The sequence below is a fragment of the Mesorhizobium sp. B3-1-7 genome, from assembly GCF_006439385.1.
In the GTDB taxonomy this organism is placed as follows: domain Bacteria; phylum Pseudomonadota; class Alphaproteobacteria; order Rhizobiales; family Rhizobiaceae; genus Mesorhizobium.
Genome location: NZ_VFTL01000027.1, coordinates 82,287 through 100,492, shown reverse-complemented (window position 1 = coordinate 100,492; position 18,206 = coordinate 82,287). Strand labels below are relative to the sequence as shown.

Annotated in this window: 14 protein-coding genes and 2 pseudogenes; 6 read left to right on the top strand and 10 right to left on the bottom strand. The window is 59.3% G+C overall.

Annotated elements, in window-relative coordinates:
* Nucleotides 1-167: 167 nt before the first annotated feature.
* Nucleotides 168-665: a response regulator gene (locus FJ417_RS22185; protein WP_226892151.1), complete on the bottom strand. Its 498-nt coding sequence runs from the start codon at nt 663-665 to the stop codon at nt 168-170.
* Nucleotides 640-3,342, bottom strand: a complete 2,703-nt coding sequence (locus FJ417_RS33620) for a PAS domain S-box protein (RefSeq protein WP_246672472.1) — start codon at nt 3,340-3,342, stop codon at nt 640-642. Before FJ417_RS33620 ends, FJ417_RS22185 begins: the two co-directional genes overlap by 26 nt.
* Nucleotides 3,343-3,779: 437 nt before the next feature.
* Between FJ417_RS33620 and FJ417_RS22160 the strand changes: the two genes are divergently transcribed.
* Complete coding sequence (locus FJ417_RS22160; RefSeq protein WP_140646433.1) at nt 3,780-3,986, top strand: hypothetical protein; 207 nt, start codon at nt 3,780-3,782, stop codon at nt 3,984-3,986.
* A 236-nt stretch (nt 3,987-4,222) separates the two neighbouring features.
* Here FJ417_RS22160 and FJ417_RS22155 read toward each other — a convergent pair whose 3' ends face one another.
* Nucleotides 4,223-4,429, bottom strand: a complete 207-nt coding sequence (locus FJ417_RS22155; RefSeq protein ID WP_140784907.1) for a hypothetical protein — start codon at nt 4,427-4,429, stop codon at nt 4,223-4,225.
* A 933-nt stretch (nt 4,430-5,362) separates the two neighbouring features.
* Nucleotides 5,363-5,801 (bottom strand): annotated as a pseudogene (locus FJ417_RS22150) (AAA family ATPase); the annotation flags it as partial.
* Between the two features lie 291 nt (nt 5,802-6,092).
* Between FJ417_RS22150 and FJ417_RS22145 the strand changes: the two are divergent.
* Complete coding sequence (locus FJ417_RS22145) at nt 6,093-6,317, top strand: hypothetical protein (RefSeq protein WP_348639949.1); 225 nt, start codon at nt 6,093-6,095, stop codon at nt 6,315-6,317.
* A 295-nt stretch (nt 6,318-6,612) separates the two neighbouring features.
* Here FJ417_RS22145 and FJ417_RS22140 read toward each other — a convergent pair whose 3' ends face one another.
* On the bottom strand, nt 6,613-6,996 hold the full coding sequence (locus FJ417_RS22140) for a GFA family protein (protein ID WP_140784906.1): 384 nt from the start codon (nt 6,994-6,996) through the stop codon (nt 6,613-6,615).
* A 438-nt stretch (nt 6,997-7,434) separates the two neighbouring features.
* Here FJ417_RS22140 and FJ417_RS22135 point away from each other — a divergent pair.
* The 4 genes and pseudogenes from FJ417_RS22135 to FJ417_RS22105 all read left to right on the top strand — a co-directional run bounded on the left by FJ417_RS22135 (nt 7,435) and on the right by FJ417_RS22105 (nt 11,916).
* Nucleotides 7,435-7,848: pseudogene (locus tag FJ417_RS22135) on the top strand (MucR family transcriptional regulator).
* A gap of 976 nt (nt 7,849-8,824) precedes the next feature.
* Entirely contained in the window at nt 8,825-9,022 is a 198-nt protein-coding gene (locus tag FJ417_RS22125; RefSeq protein ID WP_140784904.1) for a hypothetical protein, read from the top strand.
* Nucleotides 9,023-11,329: 2,307 nt separating this feature from the next.
* Nucleotides 11,330-11,509 (top strand): hypothetical protein, encoded by a 180-nt coding sequence (locus FJ417_RS22110; RefSeq protein WP_140648186.1) that lies wholly within the window; start codon nt 11,330-11,332, stop codon nt 11,507-11,509.
* Nucleotides 11,510-11,604: 95 nt separating this feature from the next.
* On the top strand, nt 11,605-11,916 hold the full coding sequence (locus tag FJ417_RS22105) for a TetR family transcriptional regulator C-terminal domain-containing protein (protein WP_140784903.1): 312 nt from the start codon (nt 11,605-11,607) through the stop codon (nt 11,914-11,916).
* 463 nt (nt 11,917-12,379) lie between these two features.
* On the opposite strand, the gene FJ417_RS22095 is transcribed toward FJ417_RS22105, so the two are convergent.
* From FJ417_RS22095 to betI, 5 genes are all read right to left on the bottom strand, one after another.
* Nucleotides 12,380-14,470, bottom strand: coding sequence for an ABC transporter permease subunit (locus FJ417_RS22095; protein ID WP_140708155.1), 2,091 nt, complete (start codon nt 14,468-14,470; stop codon nt 12,380-12,382).
* Nucleotides 14,467-15,564: an ATP-binding cassette domain-containing protein gene (locus tag FJ417_RS22090; protein WP_140784902.1), complete on the bottom strand. Its 1,098-nt coding sequence runs from the start codon at nt 15,562-15,564 to the stop codon at nt 14,467-14,469. Before FJ417_RS22090 ends, FJ417_RS22095 begins: the two co-directional genes overlap by 4 nt.
* Before the next feature lie 80 nt (nt 15,565-15,644).
* Nucleotides 15,645-16,580, bottom strand: a complete 936-nt coding sequence (locus FJ417_RS22085) for an ABC transporter substrate-binding protein (RefSeq protein WP_246687514.1) — start codon at nt 16,578-16,580, stop codon at nt 15,645-15,647.
* Nucleotides 16,581-16,637: 57 nt separating this feature from the next.
* Nucleotides 16,638-17,447 (bottom strand): SDR family oxidoreductase, encoded by an 810-nt coding sequence (locus FJ417_RS22080; RefSeq protein ID WP_140784901.1) that lies wholly within the window; start codon nt 17,445-17,447, stop codon nt 16,638-16,640.
* Between the two features lie 102 nt (nt 17,448-17,549).
* Nucleotides 17,550-18,179, bottom strand: a complete 630-nt coding sequence (gene betI, locus FJ417_RS22075) for a transcriptional regulator BetI (protein ID WP_140708161.1) — start codon at nt 18,177-18,179, stop codon at nt 17,550-17,552.
* Nucleotides 18,180-18,206: the final 27 nt, after the last annotated feature.

Genomic DNA, 18,206 nt, shown 5'->3' with positions numbered 1-18,206 from the left:
CCCATGGCTGCCTCCAAAAGACAGCCTTGAATCTGATTTGCTCACTCTGGGGAATCCCAAGAGTCCACACTTCCTAGACCTGGTCCATAGGTTCAAATCACACCCAAAATCAAGCACTGACGTGGCGCTCGGCGCGTCCGACTGCTTAAATGACCCTCCCCGCGCGTTCAGCTCTCCTTCTCGAGCTCCTGAAGAGCATTTCGAATGGCTGCGACTAGCGTCGCTATCGAATAGGGTTTCTGCACCCAGCCCAGCGGTCTGGCCGCTTCGGCTCGAAGCCGCACGTCGCGATCGCTATGGGCCGTCGTAAAGACGCACCGTATGCCCAACTCGCGGTACAATTCCACGGCCGCGTCGATGCCGTCCCGCTTGCCGAGCAAGCGGATATCCATCAGGGCAAGCACCGGCTTGGTCGAGAGCGCCATACTTATCGCCTCATCGGCGCTGGTCGCGAGGCCCGCCAGCGAGAAGCCTTCGGCCAGCAGTCCCGCCTCTACATCCAGCGCGATCAGGTAGTCGTCTTCGACGATCAGAATCGGCTGGTTCAGAGCGGTTTCGGGGTGTCCTCCGCTCACATCATCTCGGGAGAAGACTACCTGCGGCTTGAAGGGCCGATTGATGTCCCCCGCACGGCTCAACTCAGGTATCGCTGCTTTTGGTCGCAAGGCCAATCTCCTGAGGCATCTGAGAAAAAATAATGGTGCATCTGGACGGGCTCCGGCTGACTTCGAACGTCGCGCCGATCTGTCGCACCAGGCCTTCGACAAGTCGCAGGCCGGACGACGACGAGCGTACCGAACTCAGTTCGAAGCCCGGGCCCTCATCCTCTACCACAAGGCTAATCGCCCGGCCGTTCTGTCTGATGGAAACGCGAATAGTTCCATGCTCATTTCCGGGCAAGCCATACTTCACGGCATTGATCAAAAGCTCGTTGATAATAAGCGCCAGCGGCATCGCAACGTCGTTCGGCAGTTGGATCGGATCTGCCTCGCAGACCAATTGAACGGCTGCGGGAAACATCTGTTTTGCTGTCTCGCAAACAGCTCCCAGGAAAGGTTCGGCACCGAAGTTGATGGCATCGGGCGTGTCATAGAGGACCCGCTGAGCGGCAGCCATGGCGGCCACCCGCTTGCTGGCCTCATGCAGAACGGTTTGAGCCTCCGAACTCTTGCTGGTCCTTGCCGCCATGGAAAGCAGGGACTTCAGCATCATCATGTTGTTCTTCACGCGATGATTGAGCTCGTCGAGCAAGATCCGTTGCTGGCTTTCTGCCTGCTTACGCTCGCTCACATCGACCAGCATGTTTATGGCGCCGGTGATGTTTCCCGCGGCATCGCGCATCGGTGTGGGATAGGGAATGAATGGAACCCGGGTACCATCCGGCCGCTCGGCCACCGCTTCATATCCCCGGAGGGGCCGCCCTTCGCGCAGTGAGATGGCCATGGGACACTGATCGTGGGGGAGCGGCGTTCCATCCGGCCAGTAGAGCTTCCATGTCACGCACCATTCGTCGGTGCCAATGACGGGCGTTCGGCCGGCAAGTTGCACCGCCGCTTCATTGAAGTAGGTGATCTTACCGTCGCCATCCGTGGTGTAGATCGCGGCAGGAATGGCCGCGAGCAGGTCTTGAAGGTGGCGCTCGCTGTCTTGTATCTTCGCTTCCGCTACCTTTTTGTCGGTTATGTTCCGGGCGATTTTGGATGCTCCGACGATATGGCCTGACGCATCCCGCACCGGCGATATTGTGAGAGAGATATCTACCAGCGTTCCGTCTTTGCGGCGGCGAACCGTTTCGAAATGATCGACGAGTTCGCCGTTGCGGATGCGGCCTAATATCAGCGGCTCCTCGTGCTGCCGACCCTCGGGAATGATAGTGGTGATGGGCTTACCGACCATCTCCGCGGCCGTATAGCCGAACAACCGCTCGGCGCCGCGATTCCAGGTCGAGACGACGCCTCTGAGATCCTTGCTTACGATGGCGTCATGGGACGACTCCACGATTGCCGCCAATTGCCGGGTCGCATTCTGTGTCTTGACACGCTCAATGCCAAAGCCGAGCTGGCGTGCAATTGTCCGGGCGACTTCAACCTCTTCGGCCGAGCATTCGTGCGGCTCGTCGAAATAGGCCATGAACTTGCCCAACAGACGCCCACCTTCGGTTATCGGAATGAAGCAGACCGCGTCGATGCCTTCTGTTCGGATTGCCTGTCTCAAGCCGTCGGGGAGTTCGGCCTGTTCCACATCGCGCATGCAAATCGGCTGCGGATCGCGGTCTGCCGCGGACCAGGGCGAATGGCCTTCCACGGCGCCTCGATATGCCTTCGACAAGCCCCGCCAGGCGACAAACTTCATGATCCCGCCTTCCAAGAGCAGAACAGAAGCACGCTGACATCTTAGCCCGCGCTGGATCGCGTCGAGCGCCGCCTCGTAGACGTCTTCGCGGGTACGGGCGTGCTGTAGCATTTCCGTTAATTGATGCAGCGCAGCCTGCTCCTCGGCCCTTTGGGCGAGCGTCGCCTCAATCTCTTTCCGCTCGGTGATATCGTGCTGCACCCGTACCGCGTAGTGAAACCGCCCACTGCCGTCGTAGACGCTGGAAGACGTCACGACAGCCCAGAAAAGCGACCCGTCCTTGCGCACGAACCGCTTCTCGATCGTGTAGCTTTTGATCTCGCCAGCGACCTGTTGGCGATATTTCATGCGATCCGCCTCGACGTCGGGAGGAAAGGTCCGATCGAAAATAGATCGGCCAACAAGGTCCTCCTGCGTACAGGCCAAAAGACGGCACAAATGTCCGTTCACCCGCAGCAGCCGGCCTTCGGCGTCAGCTTCCACGATTCCCACACCAGCGCTGTGATAGGTCAGGGCAAGCCTCTGCTCCTGTTCGCGCAACAACTCTTCCGCTTCGACCTTCTCAGTCACGTCGATGGTGATGCAGCGCGTATTGAGGAACTGACCACCAACCGAACGCACATTCGATGTTATCTCGACCCAACGCATGGAGCCTTCTTTGGCGCGCAACCTCGCACGATAATGTCGAAGCTGCTCATGCCGAGAAAGGCGGTGCAAAATGTCTTCGATCGCGGCGGGATCGGCGTGGAATTCGCGGATGTTCCGGCCGATGTATTCCTCCGCGGCATAGCCGAGCAAGTCCAGTTCGGCTCTATTGGCGCGCAAAATCGTGCCATCATTCGCGACCAGGTGGAGAGCCACGGCTGCATTCTCGAAGAAATCTTCCATATCGCTGCCGGGGAGCAGGACCGCACGGGGCCCTTCGACGTCCCTTTCATCGGCGAAGGATTTCGCGCCAGAAATGCTGGAGGGCAAAGCTCGTTGTTCCATGAAAGATTGAATTCCCCTAAACGCAGCTTAACACTCGATTTCACAAGAGGTTCCAACGGGCTGCACAATTCACCCGGCCATTAACGGCAGGTGTTATGCTGGAAGGCGTTCGCGGGCGCCGGACCAGCAAATCCGGCGACTCGATGATGCCGCTATTTTTCGAGCCGTCGCAGCACGCTTGCACGGCACCGCGACCTGACGCTTATCCAGACCTATGCGGAAAGCAGCCAGTCAAAGATCCGGTTCCCGGCTTGGCTTTTGCCGAGAAGCCGCCCGCTCCAAGGACATGCGCAACGGATGCTGCGGAGCGTTAATATTCTTCTGGACGCTAGTACAAGCCGCTACATATTTAACGATCGGGCAGCTGTCGGAGACCTTCTAGGCACACGACTGCCGACCAAAGGGATGATCCGCTGATTTCGGGATGGAGAAAGGCCGTGGAAGATCGCGCCGGCTCGCTGCCCAACGTAGCTGACTTCGTCATTCACAAGGTTCTGGATACGTTCGAATACTCCGACCGCGGCGCGGTGATCACGATGGTCGATCCGCAGGGCGCACGCATCCGTCTCCACGTCAACATCGTCACCGGGGAGTTGCTTTGCGAACACATTGCCGAAGCGCTGGAGCAGCGATACGGGAAATAGAACGCCTACTTCAACAGCGTCATCGTCCTGTCGACGGCGCGATGCAATAGTCGGCCCAATTGTCGATCAGGAAGTCGGCGATGAACGACGGCCGGTCAATCACCTTTTTCACATCGCGAACCGCCGAGTTGGGGCAGACGAAAATGTAGCTGGTGGGCAGCGTGAATTCGCCCTGGCCCGCATGGTAGAAAATTTCCCGAACTCGGTGACGAACTCCGCCTTGCCCAAGGGCGATTTCAGGTGCTTACACTGATAATTGTGCCATTCGCCGTCGTAGCGTTGTTGGACAGGAATCCGACGGCGGCGCGACCCATGTCCGCTGATCGCGTGGGACGCTCAAATCCGATATAGCTGCTTTCGAGGCGTGCGAACCACTTTTTGATTAAATCTTCCAGTTCGCTGTCGGTCAGATTCAGGACAAGGCGGTCTTCGTTAAACGGCATTGTGCGCTATTCCACCTTCGCACAAGAAGTGGCGAATATTCTTTTCGTTCTCAAGCTGTATTCGCCCAAGGTGACGCGGCGGCGGGGATTATATAGGGGCGCTTCAAGCGCAGCGAGCGCTCTCAATGCGGCTGACGCCGGCAAACTCGTATTCCAGTTCCCAAGCTCGAAGCGGACGGGGTTGGCCGCCAGTTGCCAATCTCGGCAGGCCAGTTCGAAGGCCTGCCGTTTTGCGCCTCGCGTCCGCAACCGCCAGACGGCTTGCGGGCCCAAGCCATGGTGCTGCCGACACCGCTCCTCGTCTGGCCGATCAAGGCAGCGGAAACTCATATGGGCCATTCTCATTTCGATGATGCTAGCCGAGGGCGAGCCGCGTTGAATGCGGCAAGAACTTGAGCGCCTATCCGACGTAGCGCGGACGGCCGCTTCAACGCGCTCGGTGGGTTGCTGACCCGTCGGTCTTTCGACTGGGAACCGGTCAGTCCGGCATCGAACTGCTGACGTTGGCTTAGCCCCAGAAGCGTTAATCATGCATCGCCTATTTCGAAAGCGGCGCTACCGCAGCTGCTCGCTCGAACTCTGTAATGGAGCGCGCAGGCGGCCGACCGGAGGCTTCCAGCAGAGCATTTCAGAATCGCAGCAGGAGCGCGCGCCGTTCATCCGGCGTCCAAATCTCCAGCTCTTCGTTCACGTCCACCCAAGGGCTCACAGCCGGGAAGCGTTGCGTTTGGTATTGGCCAGGCAAGACAGTCCCGGTCAGATCACCAGCGCCAAGTTTGATTCCGATCGGACCCTTGCCGCCCATCGTCCTGATGGCGGCGACGTCTCTTACTCACGGGGATTTCTTTCCCACGTCTCTTGGCGAGCAATGCATGGGAAAATGGGCTCTGTTCGTTCGATTGTCTTCCCTTTGCATGGTTATTGATTTTCCTCTCGCAGGAACATGATGCGGTCGCCGCTGGCGAAAGCTCTCGCGCCGCGTTCCACTTCCACTTGAAATATCTTCGTCGAGATCGCCTGCAGCGCGCATGCGCTCGCGTGCTGCCTGGTTGAGCGCGCGCACCTCGTCGTTTGTGTGGGTGAGAATGATCCGGCTTGCCTCAGGCTGCGTCTGCCTGTCGCGATCCCAGCGTTCGACCAGACCGCTGCGCGCGTCGTCCCGAGTCGCCGCCTGATGGACCATGCCTTGCGCCTCATAGGCGTCGATCGCTGCGCCGATCCTGCCGGTTGCCAAATCGCAGGTGGCACCACGCTGCCAGTCCTCGCGCTGCTTGCGCACCTGGCCGATTTCGACGCCGCAGTGACGTTCGTGGATCGAACGGAACGCAGCACCCGCCTCGATCGCCTGCAGTTGCTGTGGATCGCCGACCAACCATACGGGGCATAGCGCTACTCATCCAAAGTGGCCGAGACTCTCGGCTCGAGTTCTCCAACGCCTCTCGCGGCGCGGGCGCGGCCGGAGACCTCCCAACAAAGCGGCGCGGACGATTCCACGCCCGGCATTCACCCAACTTGGTGGCTGATTGAACGTTCCATTAGCAATTGCTTGACTAAACCGCTGCCCGCTCCAGACTCCCTTTATGGCGAAGGGCAGCATCAAAGTCGGCGACGAGGTCGCCATCACCGCTAAGGTGCGGGGTCGCGTGACGGAGATCGCGTCAGCGTGACGATCCTCTCATACGACTTTCCCCACTCGACTATCGACCGAACGACAAAGATCACGCATGGCCAGGAGATCGAACTGACCGGCGACGTCACCCATGTCGACGAAGCGAAGGTCACGGTCAACCTGGGCATTCCCGTTACGGTCAGCGCCGATACGGTAAGGCTGGTCATGCGCAACGTCCCGCCGAAGCGGAAGACGCCTCTGATGGACAAGGCGACATGACGAAGCTTTCGGAGCTCGGCCCATTCGAAGCTCACCTCAACGGAAGGATTTGCGAGCACGAAAGTGAGTATTTCTACCGCTGCCCCCGGTGCGGTCAGATGGTGGATGAGCGGGACGCGCGGCAGGTGGTCTGGCACTCTTTCTCGGAGCATCGGCGGCTGATCATCGATGGTGAGGCGCCTCACTTGCCATAAGCGACGAATTGTAGCTGGCAGCCGAAGCGTGCAGGCCAAAAAAACTGGCAACCGACGGCGGCCGTTTGAGGCGCCCCCATTCGAGCGCCTGCCGGCTGAACCTAGCCATCCTGCTCCTGCGGGAGGCCGTCGGTTAGATCGTAGAAATCGGACTTCGAGCCGACGAAAATATGCTTGGCAAGGCGCAGGCCGGTCGGTCGGTCAAGGGTTCCAGCAGCGACGAAGGTTTGGATGCCCGGAGCCGCCTTCCAGAATAGATTACCACCGCAGCGCGAGCAGAAGCCCCGCTCGACGTCATCTGACGACCGGTACCAACTGAGAGTCGACGACGCTTGCAGTCGGAGATCCTCCGAGCGACAGGCCGCCATAGCCGCGAAGTTGCCGCTTGTGCGGGCGCATTGGGTGCAGTGACAGGCTATAGGGAGTGCAAGCTCGCCCGCTATTTCGTAACGCACAGACCCGCATAGACAACGACCCGATGACATGGAGACCTTACCCGCAGAGGAAGATATTGTTCCATGAAGTTGCAAGCTATTAGAGTCATGGGCTGAAGTAGCGGCCGGAGTTCAAGGCGTCTTCTGAATCCGCTCGCGGCTACGGCGAAAGGCTTCAGATAATGTAAATCGCATACGCCGCTCGACCAGCTTGGGTTGCTAGTCAGCCAAATCGCTCCGCTCCAAAATGAGCACAAAGTAGCTGATCAGGCGGCGGGATCGCTGTCGCTCAGATTGGAAGAACCTTCGGCATTAGAGGATTGGTTGAGTTGGGCCATCTGCTTTGCCTGGGGCGCGCGCCGTCATGTTCTGTTCCTCGAAGGCAACCCGGCCAGGTATCTCTGATTGTGCGGCGAAGCTTCCGATTGGCCGCCCGGTGACTAGCAGGATAGAAAACGACTTGGCCGACCAGACCCAAACAACGAGCTAATCAACTTAACCGCAGACATCGTCTCCGCATATGTCGGCAACAATCCCCTCCCCGTATCGGGGCTGCCCGACCTCATTGCTTTTCTCGATACCTCGCTGTCCGGCATTCGCCAGCCAAGGCACCAGAGCAACCTGCGTTGGCGCCCACGGTCAATCCGAAGCGATCGGTGCTCCCCGACTACATCATCTGCCTCGAGGACGGGAAGAAGTTCAAATCGCTGAAGCGGCATCTTGCGTTGCACGGCCTGACGCCCGACGAGTACCGCGAGAAATGGGGCCCTGGCTTGTTACTATCCGATGGTAGCGCCAAATTATGCCGCGCAGCGGTCGGCACTGGCGAAGGCGAGCGGACTCGGTCGCAAGCCTGGGGCCAAGCCAGGGGGGATCGCCGGAAAAAAGCGCTCGGGCCGGTGATTGTACGCGTCGTCGTTGCGTGGGCGACTGCACCGCATCCGGCCCGGTCTGCATCGACGAATTGAACACTGTTAGAAGCTGGAATCGCCGTTCCGCTACGCCCGCGTCAGCCACCCGCTGAAACGTTGCTGCTCCGCGCGGGTGTGTATCATTTTAATACAATCCTCAATTTGTAGACTCCTGCGATGCATTGGCGGCTATTGGTTCTGGCCGTCATTTAGGAGGGAAAAGCCGCGCGGGAGGAATACCAATGACCATCCAAAAGGAAGACTATCGAACCAACAGAGCCGACTATGCCATCGCATCGATGCAAGGCCAATCGGCCGCTTTTGATGCTCGCCATGAGAGACGGGAAAGCAAGAAATCCCTGTGGCTGAGAGATCGGCGGCTCGCCAGATTGGCCGAAAATCCGTGTGAAACCGTGCCAGGATCAAGAGTCAGACGGCGCGGGAATTAGCGCGCTGGTTGTCGTTAGCCGGTGCCGTGTCTCGCCCCCGAGACCCATCGGCTAGGCCCGGCGTTTGCTGGCAGCTGCCAGCCTGCCGGGCCGCTCCTGCTGTCCTTTGCTCATCGCGCCAGATCACCCGCTTCTCGCACCGGATTTCGACAAGCCGCCGAAAGCGGATCGTGTGGGCCGGCTCGCCGGTCGCGTGAAATAGCTGCGCGCTCATCCATTCGCGGCCGCCGCACTTCTGACAGCGGGCTTTGCCCCTCACCTCGTCGATCGTGACGTTGCCGATGACCTCTCGCAACTCGATCGGCTTGTAGTAGCGCGTGATGTTGCAGCGGGCGCAGCGGATCCCCGCCCTGCGTCGTGGGCATGCGACAAGGTCCAGGGAGCACCTCTCGGCCACTTCTTGGGTTGCTCAGGCATAGGAGTGAAATGAGGAACGCAATCCTGTGTGGTCAAGGGATCCCTTGACATTTTGTTCTCTTTTCGTTCACTGTCTCTCAATTGCGACGAAAGGAGCCCGAGATGCTGCATAAACCGCTGCACAAGCCGCCTCACATGCCAACTGGTGTCTCTATCGCAATGATGGACGACGGCATAACCAAGGTCGGGGTCTTAACGCTGCAGACGATCGGCGAGGATGTCGAAATTGCAATCAACCTTGAAGCCGTCGCCGTCATGACCAAGGCGCTTAACGCCTTGGCTCAGGAGCTACGCAAATAGAGGGCATTGGGCCGCCGCGTCGACGCAATTGCTTGCGGTTTTCGCAACTCACGTTTTTCGGCCGCAGTCAGCTTATCCACTGTCAATATGCGTTACATATATTAGCAACTGCTTGACAGACGCCGGCCGCCCCAGAATGCCAGAATGGCGAAGGGCTCTTTCAACATCGGCGACGAAGTCGCCATCACAGCGACGCTGCGCGGGCGTATGTGACCGAAGACCGGATTAGCGTGTCGACCCCAGCTACGACTTTCCCCATTCGGTAATGGACAGGACGTCGAAGGTGAAGCACGGCCAGCCAATCGAGCTGATAGGCGATGTCACCCGCGTCGATGAGGGCAAAGTGACAGTCAATCTCGGCGTGCCGGTCACGTGAACGCCGATAAGGTCAGACTGATGACCACCTACGTTCCGCCGAAGAGAAAGACGCCACTGGTCGACAAGCCGACATGATCCAGAGTCTCAGTTTGAAATTTGCCCTCCCGCACATCCCGTTTGATGACATAGGCGGAAGCGCCTTTATGCTTAGCGCAATGCAAGGGAGGGGCGGCCCGCCGTGATCGTTGCTCAGATGACAAACGACTTCGTCACGGTGCAGGTTTCCGGGAGCCATTTGCGATAGGTGCATTGCCGAAGCCCTGCGTCTCAGCTCTCATGCGCATGCCGCCCAGACCACCGAGGCGTTGGGGACCACTTCGGATTTCATCCGACAGCGCGGGCGGTGCGCCAGATGCTGTAGCGAAAGGACAGTGACAGTCGCGCATCAGGATAAATAAGCGGGCCGTCCAATCCGGGTGATCTGCAAACAGAAAGCCCGTCGCAGCTAATAAGCGTAAGCGACCGGCTTTTCTGCGATGGGTGGTCAGCGGCTACACCCCGTAGAGATCGACCACTTGCCGACTCAGATGCGCGGATTTGGTTGCAGACAAATCAAACGAAAAAGCCGCCGCTCGCTTGAGTTGACTAACACCCTTCGGTGGTTGTTTTCATCTGGCCCGGGGCTGCTGATTTCGCGCTGGTATCTTGCTGGCCCGGAGCCGCCTGTTTTGCGCTGCCGGTCTGTTGGCCAGGTGCACAATCCTTTGCCGAATTGGAATTGGTGCCGCTAGTGGTGGTGGAGTCGGTGCCTTGAGCGCTGGGCATTGTCGTCGTGTTTGAAGAAGATCCACTCGTGGTAGTGCTGTTGGTCTGGGCCAAGCCTAGCCCCGTGGACATGGCCATTATCGCTGATGCTAAAAGTATCTGCCTCATTGTTCTCATCTCCTTGGAAGCTGCAACGTCCCTTCTGTTGCATAACATCGAGACAAGCGGGCGGTTCCAGATCCGCAAGTGCCTGGGGACTGTCAATGCCGATTTTTCAGGAATTGCGCTTCGCGGAGCAAAGCGGTCCAGTCCGTCCCAATCAGATGTATTAGCTCAGCGGCCCGCTGCTCGGTGATCCCGGTCTCTTTTGCCAGCCTCTCGGCCAGCTGCCGCTTTGCAACGCGCGCTCGTATCCGTTCGGTTCCATGTTGCACTCCTTCCGGATAAAAAGCAGGAGCTTTCGATTTTGTTTCGCAATCCCTCGGCTTCAGAAGGGAGAAGCCAGCCGGCGGCCCTCTAACGAACATTAGGGCGCATTAATCCTCACGGCGCCGTGCCGCGCCCCAGAATCGCTGGCATGGCAAAGAGCATCAAGGTAGGCGACGAAGTCGCCATCACGGCAACCGTGCGCAAGCGCGTCAGTCGACGAGGATACTGTGACGGTCGGCGGCAAGGATCTCGGGATTACGGTCAAGCGCAGTGCCGTGCGGCTCTTCACCAGCCATGTGGCACCGAAGCGTAAGGCTTGAAATTAAACCCGCCAGGCACAGGCGCACGCCCCCACACCCGTCCTATTTTGAGGCGGCTCAGTTCATGACACCCGATCTCGGGGCAGCTCGAGCGCGGCAGCGGCAAGCAGTCTGAGTTCCTCTCTTGTCAGGGCTATCTCGTAGTGCTGCTTGGATTTCTTTGTGTAGATGTCATCAGCAGTCACAGAGATTATAACAACGTCTTCCTCTTCCACCTGCACACTATCGATCGGTAGTGGCCCCGAAAATATGCACTTCAACGCGCCAGCCCTTCGGCTCGGCCGAGTATGTATCCGCATCTCGTCACCCCTTTCCGCTCTCGAAAGGGTCCAATGCAGGAAAGATGCCAGATCGTGGCTATTTCAACCTTGGGCCTCAACACCGTCCACGCCTTCGCGGGCTGAATATTAGCAACTGCTTGTATTTGTCCTACCGCAGGCAGATAATGCCATTCGGGACTTTGAGGGAGGTTCCGATGCGCTGGCCCCTTATCGTGATCGCGTTCATCACTGGCTTCATCCTCTGGGACCGCTTCGAAAACGACGGCACCTATACCGCCGACGTCGAGCGAAGTTTCCGTGAGGCATCCTTGGATATGCCGGGCGGGTGGAGGCCACCTACCATCACCATCAATCGCGATTTGCTAAAGCGATAGCCGAGGGGCCATCGTCTCGCTCCGGCCCCTTTTCATCACAGGAATGAAGCCGCAGCCACCCGCTTTAGATTGCTGCTGGCAACGTCGATCAGCGAATGTATATCGCCGGCCGGGCTCAATATTGGATTTCCTATTGCGCGCAGGCCACGTTCTCGGCTCGCTTTGCAAGACTGTTGAAGATCCAGAATTCGCGCATGCGAAGCAACCTGGTGCATGAATTGAGGCAGCTTCTGCCCAACGCCGAGGCTGAAAGGGCGGCGGAGGTGCTCAGCATGCTGATGGATGGCTTCTGGCTGCGAATGGCGGTGACCAAAACCGACCCCTCGCGAAAGGCCGCACTCGACATGCTTACAAACCTTGTGGACAAGCTGGTAGGTCCGCATGGCAGCCGGAAGCCGGCCTCGTAGCCATGCAAGCACCGCAGCGCGCCAACCTTCGCCGGTGCGCCCGTGCCCGGACCGGTTGTGAAGATTGTCCCGATATGAGCCGCAAGGTCGTCACGCCTTTGCCAGCAGTCGATAACTGCCCGACCGTTGCTAAATTCCCGAGCCGGGTTGTCAACCCAGCCGTCCGCCACGCTCCACAAGCATTGCGATCGCCAGTGCGACCACCCCTTTTGTCGACGACAAACCTTGATCAGCGTGTCTTGCAGCCATGGGCGGCAACGGGGCCGGCATCAGTATGACCTCCCCAAAGATCCACAACCGTTTTGCCGCCGGCCACCACCGATCCGCCGCCGCCATGCTCGAGGCCTTGTTGCAAGCCTCCAGCGAATGCGTCGCGACCCTGGCAAAGCCTGGATCGCAGTCACCCTCAACGGTCGTGGCGCATGTCTTAATGACGTCGACCCACGAGGCTTTTGCCTAGCGGCTAATCCAGCGCAGCGCCGGCGGTTGAGACTGTCGCTCGCATAATGCGGTCCGAGATCATGGCGACAAGAGCGATCGACAGGCCTGCCACCAGACCTTGGCCGGGATCCGCTTTGCTCAACGCGATATAAACCTGCTGTCCCAGATCCTTGGTGCCGACGAGCGCCGCCACCGGCAGCATCGACAGCGCCCCCATGATCGTCTGGTTCACGCCGAGGACGACCACCGGCTTGGCGACCGGCAACTCAACATGGATCAAGCGCTGCCAAGCAGTGCAGCCAATCTGGCGCGATGTTTCGACAAGATCCGCCGGGACACTTCTCAGCCCGTACTCCACGTAGCGAATTGGCGGCACGATTGCGTACAATGCTATTGCAATCAGGCCGGTAAGCTCGCCGACCTGGAAAAACATCAGAGCGGGGATCAAAAATATGAACTGCGGCATGGTCTGGAGCGCGTCGCAGATGGGCTTCAAGACAGTCGAGAACCTGTCACTCTTGGCTGCGGCAACGCCGAGGAGCCCTCCCGTGAACATGCATATCAGCACGGCCAGGAGGCACAGATATAATGACTGCCCGAGCGGGCGGTAGAGACCGCTGCCGACAATGAAGCAAGTACCGAAAGCCGCGAGCGCGGCCAGGCGCGTACCACTGACCGACAACGCCAGGAATGTCACGACAACAATGAAGGCCGGCCAGGGAAACCCGTTGAAGCCGAGTAACAAAAAGGTCGCGGCTATCAACGTGCCGACCGCCATCTGCCATTGACCCCTGAACCATAGCCAGGCTGCCAGCGCTAGCGTCAGACCGCAATAGACGGCATTGATCTCAGGCGTCCAAGCAAAGCCCCAGGTGAAGGGCGTGACAGCGCCGACCAGACCGATGCGCAGTGGCAGCATGAAATGATAGAGGACAAAGACCTTCAATGCGTCGAGCGGCGCGGAAAAGTCGTGGACAAGCCCGATCACGAAGCGATTCAGGCCTGACGGGTCCATCACACCACGAGCCCGGTCGGCGAAGGCCATGGCCGATGGCGAGGCATGCAACAAGACAGCGATAAAAACAGGTAGCGCCAGGATCGCTAGAGTTCGCAGGATTTTGCGCCACGTCGTCGGCGCTTTGTTACGTTGCGGCTGGGCCATGCCGAAGGTAATACGGTCCACCACCATCGCCAAAACCGCAACGACGAGGCCTGACAGCAAGCTTTGACCGAATTCGGCCTTGCGCATGGCGTTCAGCACCTCCCAACCGACATCGTTGAAACCGCCAATGATGGCCGCCATGATGACCATGCTGAAGGCCGCCATCGTGGTCTGATTGACACCTGTCAGGATCTCTCGCTTTGCCGTCGGCAAAATGACATTCCAGAAGCGTTGCCAGCGCGTGCAGCCAGCCATGGTGCCGGCCTCGAGAAGAGAAAGGGGTACGCGCTCTAGCCCGAGCATCGTGCAATGGACCATGGGGGCCACCGCGTACACAAGGCAGGCGATCAAACCGACGATTGGCCCGAAACCGAACAGCAGCAGGAGCGGGATCAGGAATGCGAAGGCTGGCACCGTCTGCAGCAGATCCAGCACCACCATGGTGACGCTGCGGACAAAACGGGACGAGTGGGCCGCAATGCCGAGCAGGAAACCAAATCCGACGGCGAGCGGTACTGCCAGTACGACCAATGACAGGGTATTCATACCCTGTTCCCAATAGCCGGCCAGCACGACATAGCCCAGCGCTGCCGGCGTGAACAATGCCAACGGCCAGCCCCGGGCCAACCAGCCGAGCACTGCGAAGAAGAGGAGCATTGCCGGCCAAGGCATCCACTGTAGCGCTGCGCTGCAGGCATTCAAAGCCGCGCCTAAAATGGTGGCCAGCACCGCGCAGATCGGGGTTAGCAGGGGTATGATGAAGCCGAAGATCCCGGTGATGAGGGGAGCGACCGGCAACAACCAGGCACTGGGATAGTCTACGAGCCACGGCATCGCGGATCGCATTGCGACACAGATCGCAATGAAGGCCAGAACCGCGAGCCAGAACAATTGCCTGGATTTTATTGGCAGGCTTTCGTTCGGGGCAAACACTGCCTGTTGAGCGCTCACGCCGCTCCCCGCTTGATTGTGTCATTGGCCAATACTTTTGCGATGACCTCGGAATTCAAGAGACCTACCCGGCCCTCACCTTCCCGCGTGATCACAAACGTTCGGGCGCCGGCGATGCTTTGCGGAAGCAGGGCCTCGATCGGCACGGCGGCGTCGATCTCGTACGCGCCCTCATCGCCATTCCAGCCCTGTGGGATTGCTTCCATGACCGAGCCGGCGGTCACCACCTTGGTCAGCGAAACCTCCTCTGTAAAGCTCGCCACATAGGCATCCACCGGGTGAAGCATGATGTCGGCCGGCGTGCCGATCTGGATGATGCGGCCTTCGCGCATGATCGCGATGCGGTCGGCCAGGCGAAACGCCTCCTGAATGTCATGGGTGATGAACACGATCGTCTTTTGGAGCAGGCGTTGCAGTCGCAGAAACTCGTCTTGCATCTGGCGCCGGATCAGGGGATCGAGCGCGGAGAAGGGTTCGTCGAGGAACCACAGCTCCGGATTGACGGCAAGCGAGCGTGCGATCCCCACGCGCTGCTGCTGTCCGCCGGAAAGCTCGTGTGGCATGCTGCGCTCGCGGCCCTGCAAGCCGACAAGCGAGATCATTTCACGGCCGGTCTCCAGGCGTTGAGAAAGTGGCATTCCCTGCATTCTGAGCGGGAATATCACATTGTCGAGCGCATTGAGATGCGGAAGCAAGCCAAAGGATTGGAATACCATCCCCATGACTTTGCGGCGCACGTCAACCAATCGACGCTCGGTGGCCAAGAGGAGGTTTTCCTGACCGAGCCATACCTCGCCGTGCGTTGGCTCAACGAGGCGCGACAGGCACCGCACGAGCGTCGACTTGCCCGAGCCTGAAAGACCCATGACAACGAAGATCTCCCCTTGCCGGACGTCAAAGCTGACATCTGCCAGGGCCAGGAAATTGCCGGCAGATTCTAGCCTTCGCCTGAGCGACGCAGGAGGCTCGGTCGAGGATAGGGCCATGGCCAGGGCCTTCGCCGGCCGAGGTCCATAGATCTTCCAGAGACTTCTGGACCTGAGCTTGGCGGGTGCCCTCGGCGCGGCGCTTGATCCATCCACAGGATTGGTCATGTCCAACTTTTCTTCAGCTGGTTCCAGAAGGGCGGCGAGCCGGACTTGGCGCCACCGCTCGCGATTGATCCGGGCTCAATTCAGTTCTGAGCCGCCTTCAGCCAGGACTGCCAGTCGCTCTGGTGTTCCTCGATCCAGCCATCGACGGCCTGATCGAGGTTCTTGCCTTGCTTGTCCACGGCATAAATCATCTTTTGCTGGTCATCGGCATGGATCTGCAGCGATTTCATCAGCTCATAGCCGGCTGGCCATTTTCCGCGAAACCCAGCCCACGCAACCTTGATCACCGGCGGCGCAACGATGCACTCGGCCAGGTTGTTCGGGTCGCAGGGCGGCATTTTGAGCCATTCCACCGGCACTTCGGCCAACACCCAATGCGGCGCCCAGAAACGCATGAGTAAGGGTTTGTGGGCCGCAACCGCTGCCTGTAGCTCGGCAACCAGCGCCCCCTCGGAACCGGCGGGCACCGGCGTAAACGGAATCTCGGCGTTCTTCAGCTCAGGCCCGCTGACCGATCCCCAATCGGCCGGGTAGTCGAGAAGCCGCCCGTTCGGAAATGTTTCCGGCGTTGCAAGCGCCTGCACGCAGGCGGGCTCTTTTAGCGCCGTCCAATCGGGCAATTTCGGACAGACGGTCTTGGTGTCGGCTGTGAACAGCCACCCATCCTTGGTTTCAAGACCGAGCTCGCCGATTTCTTCGAGCTTTCCCTCCGCCTTGGCCTTCGGGTAGACATCACCCAAGTTGCTCGGCCAAACCTCTGGTGACACAGAGAGGCTGCCACTTGCGATACCGGTGAACTGAGGCAACGTGCCGGCAGTGATATATTCCACCTTGTATCCAAGCTTTTCCAGCAACTTGCCGGCGATGTGCGCGGACAGGTTCTGGCCGGTCCATTCGTTGATAGCGATCTTAATCGATGTACTCGTGTCGCCCAAGGGCTTCGCCATCGCTGTCGGAGCGATCGCGAGACCTGCGGCAAGTGGCACTGTCCAAAGTGCAATTTTACGACCTATCATGATTTCTTTCTCCCATTGTCTTTCGTTCTTGTCATCAAACTCGGGGTCCCGGAGGGCTTAAGCCCCAAGTTGGCGCGGCGGAGCGCTGATAGGTGCAAATATCCCGGCAAGCATCCCACCATCGACAGGCAGCTCAGCCCCCGTCACGAGCCGAGCAGCGTCAGACGCGAGGAACAAGACCGCCTCCGCGATGTCCAATGGCACCGGCAGCTTGCGCATCGGCACCACTCCACTCAACCCGGCCACTGCCGCTTCGCGGCCGCCGACCACATGTGCGAAGCTTGCAAGCATTTCTGAATCGACATAGGTGGGATGAACCGAGTTGCAGCGCACAGCCAATGAGTTGGCAGCGCAATAGAGCGCAACGCCCTTGGTCAACATCCTCACCGCGCCCTTGCTGGCGGCGTAGGCAACCGCGTCATCAGAAGCAATGTTGCCGTAGATCGAGGCGATGTTGACGATCGATCCGGAGTTGCTCTTTTCCTTCATCGCCGCCACGGCGGCACGGCAGCCCAGGAAAGTCCCGGTGGCGTTGATATCCATCGTGCGTTGCCATTCAGCGAGCGAGTAGCTGATGAAATCGCCGTCACTCCAGATCCCGGCGGAATTGACCAACACATCGAGCCTGCCGGCCCGCTCCAGAACCGCGTCGACCGCGCTTGACCAGGAATTCTCCTTGGTCACGTCGAGCTCGACGTAAGACGCAGACGCCCCGATCTCGGCAGCTGCGGCCTCGCCGCGCCGGCGATCGATATCGCCAAGGAACACGGTGGATCCCTCACGTGCAAAAAGCCGGGCCGTCTCCCTGCCGATCCCCGACGCCGCCCCAGTGATCAGGGTTACTTTGTCAGCGAGCCGCGCGGCCATGGAATTGCTCCTTCACGTTCAGGTCTGTCAGAGCCTATGCAGCCATCCGTTGTCCAACAATGGTGCCAACGGTCACCATCCGCGACGCCATGCGCTATCCCCTCAACCCGGCCGGTGGCCGGGATCGGTGCGCGACAGATGCTCCTCCCAGCTTATGTGAGGGATGCGGTGAGCCAGATAGTCGCTCAGCTGCTCCAGCGCTTCGAGTGCAGAAATTTTTGCCGGCCGCAGTCCGAGCCTGAGCCACAGCCCGTCGATGATTGTGGTTATTCCAAGCGCCACGGCCTCGCATTGATCGGCTGGGACCAGCCCAGACAAGGCGCTCATCAAATTCGAATGCATACGAGCGTGGACGACGCGCTGAATGCGCGCCAGCTGCGGCTCGCGCGGCACTTCGGAACAGAGTGCAAGCCAGGCATGGCAAATTCCCGGCGTAAAAAACGCTGTACTGAAATTGCCGGCGATGATCGCCCACAGGCGCTCGTCCGGGCTACGCGCCAAACGCATCAGCCGAATGACCTCGTCACGCAGCAACGAGTTCGAATGGCGCATCGTGTGCTCGAAAAGCTCCTGCTTGGTTTTGAAGTAGTGATGGACGATGCCTTTCGAGGCGCCCGCCTTCTGGGCGACTTTCTCGATTGTAGCCCCCGCCATGCCCTCGCTTTGCAGAACCTCAAAGGCTGCATGGCGCAGCTCGCGGCGTCGGATGTCACTGATTTTTGTCAGGCTCATGAGTTCACATTGACATATTTGTCCAAA

Coding starts and splice junctions, on each gene's coding strand:
- FJ417_RS33620 (WP_246672472.1), bottom strand. CDS start 3,342: ATGGAACAACGAGCTTTGCCCTCCAGCATTTCTGGCGCGAAATCCTTC.
- FJ417_RS22155 (WP_140784907.1), bottom strand. CDS start 4,429: ATGCCGTTTAACGAAGACCGCCTTGTCCTGAATCTGACCGACAGCGAA.
- FJ417_RS22140 (WP_140784906.1), bottom strand. CDS start 6,996: ATGTCATCGGGTCGTTGTCTATGCGGGTCTGTGCGTTACGAAATAGCG.
- FJ417_RS22125 (WP_140784904.1), top strand. CDS start 8,825: ATGCTGCATAAACCGCTGCACAAGCCGCCTCACATGCCAACTGGTGTC.
- FJ417_RS22110 (WP_140648186.1), top strand. CDS start 11,330: ATGCGCTGGCCCCTTATCGTGATCGCGTTCATCACTGGCTTCATCCTC.
- FJ417_RS22105 (WP_140784903.1), top strand. CDS start 11,605: ATGTATATCGCCGGCCGGGCTCAATATTGGATTTCCTATTGCGCGCAG.
- FJ417_RS22090 (WP_140784902.1), bottom strand. CDS start 15,564: ATGACCAATCCTGTGGATGGATCAAGCGCCGCGCCGAGGGCACCCGCC.
- FJ417_RS22085 (WP_246687514.1), bottom strand. CDS start 16,580: ATGATAGGTCGTAAAATTGCACTTTGGACAGTGCCACTTGCCGCAGGT.
- FJ417_RS22080 (WP_140784901.1), bottom strand. CDS start 17,447: ATGGCCGCGCGGCTCGCTGACAAAGTAACCCTGATCACTGGGGCGGCG.
- betI (WP_140708161.1), bottom strand. CDS start 18,179: ATGAGCCTGACAAAAATCAGTGACATCCGACGCCGCGAGCTGCGCCAT.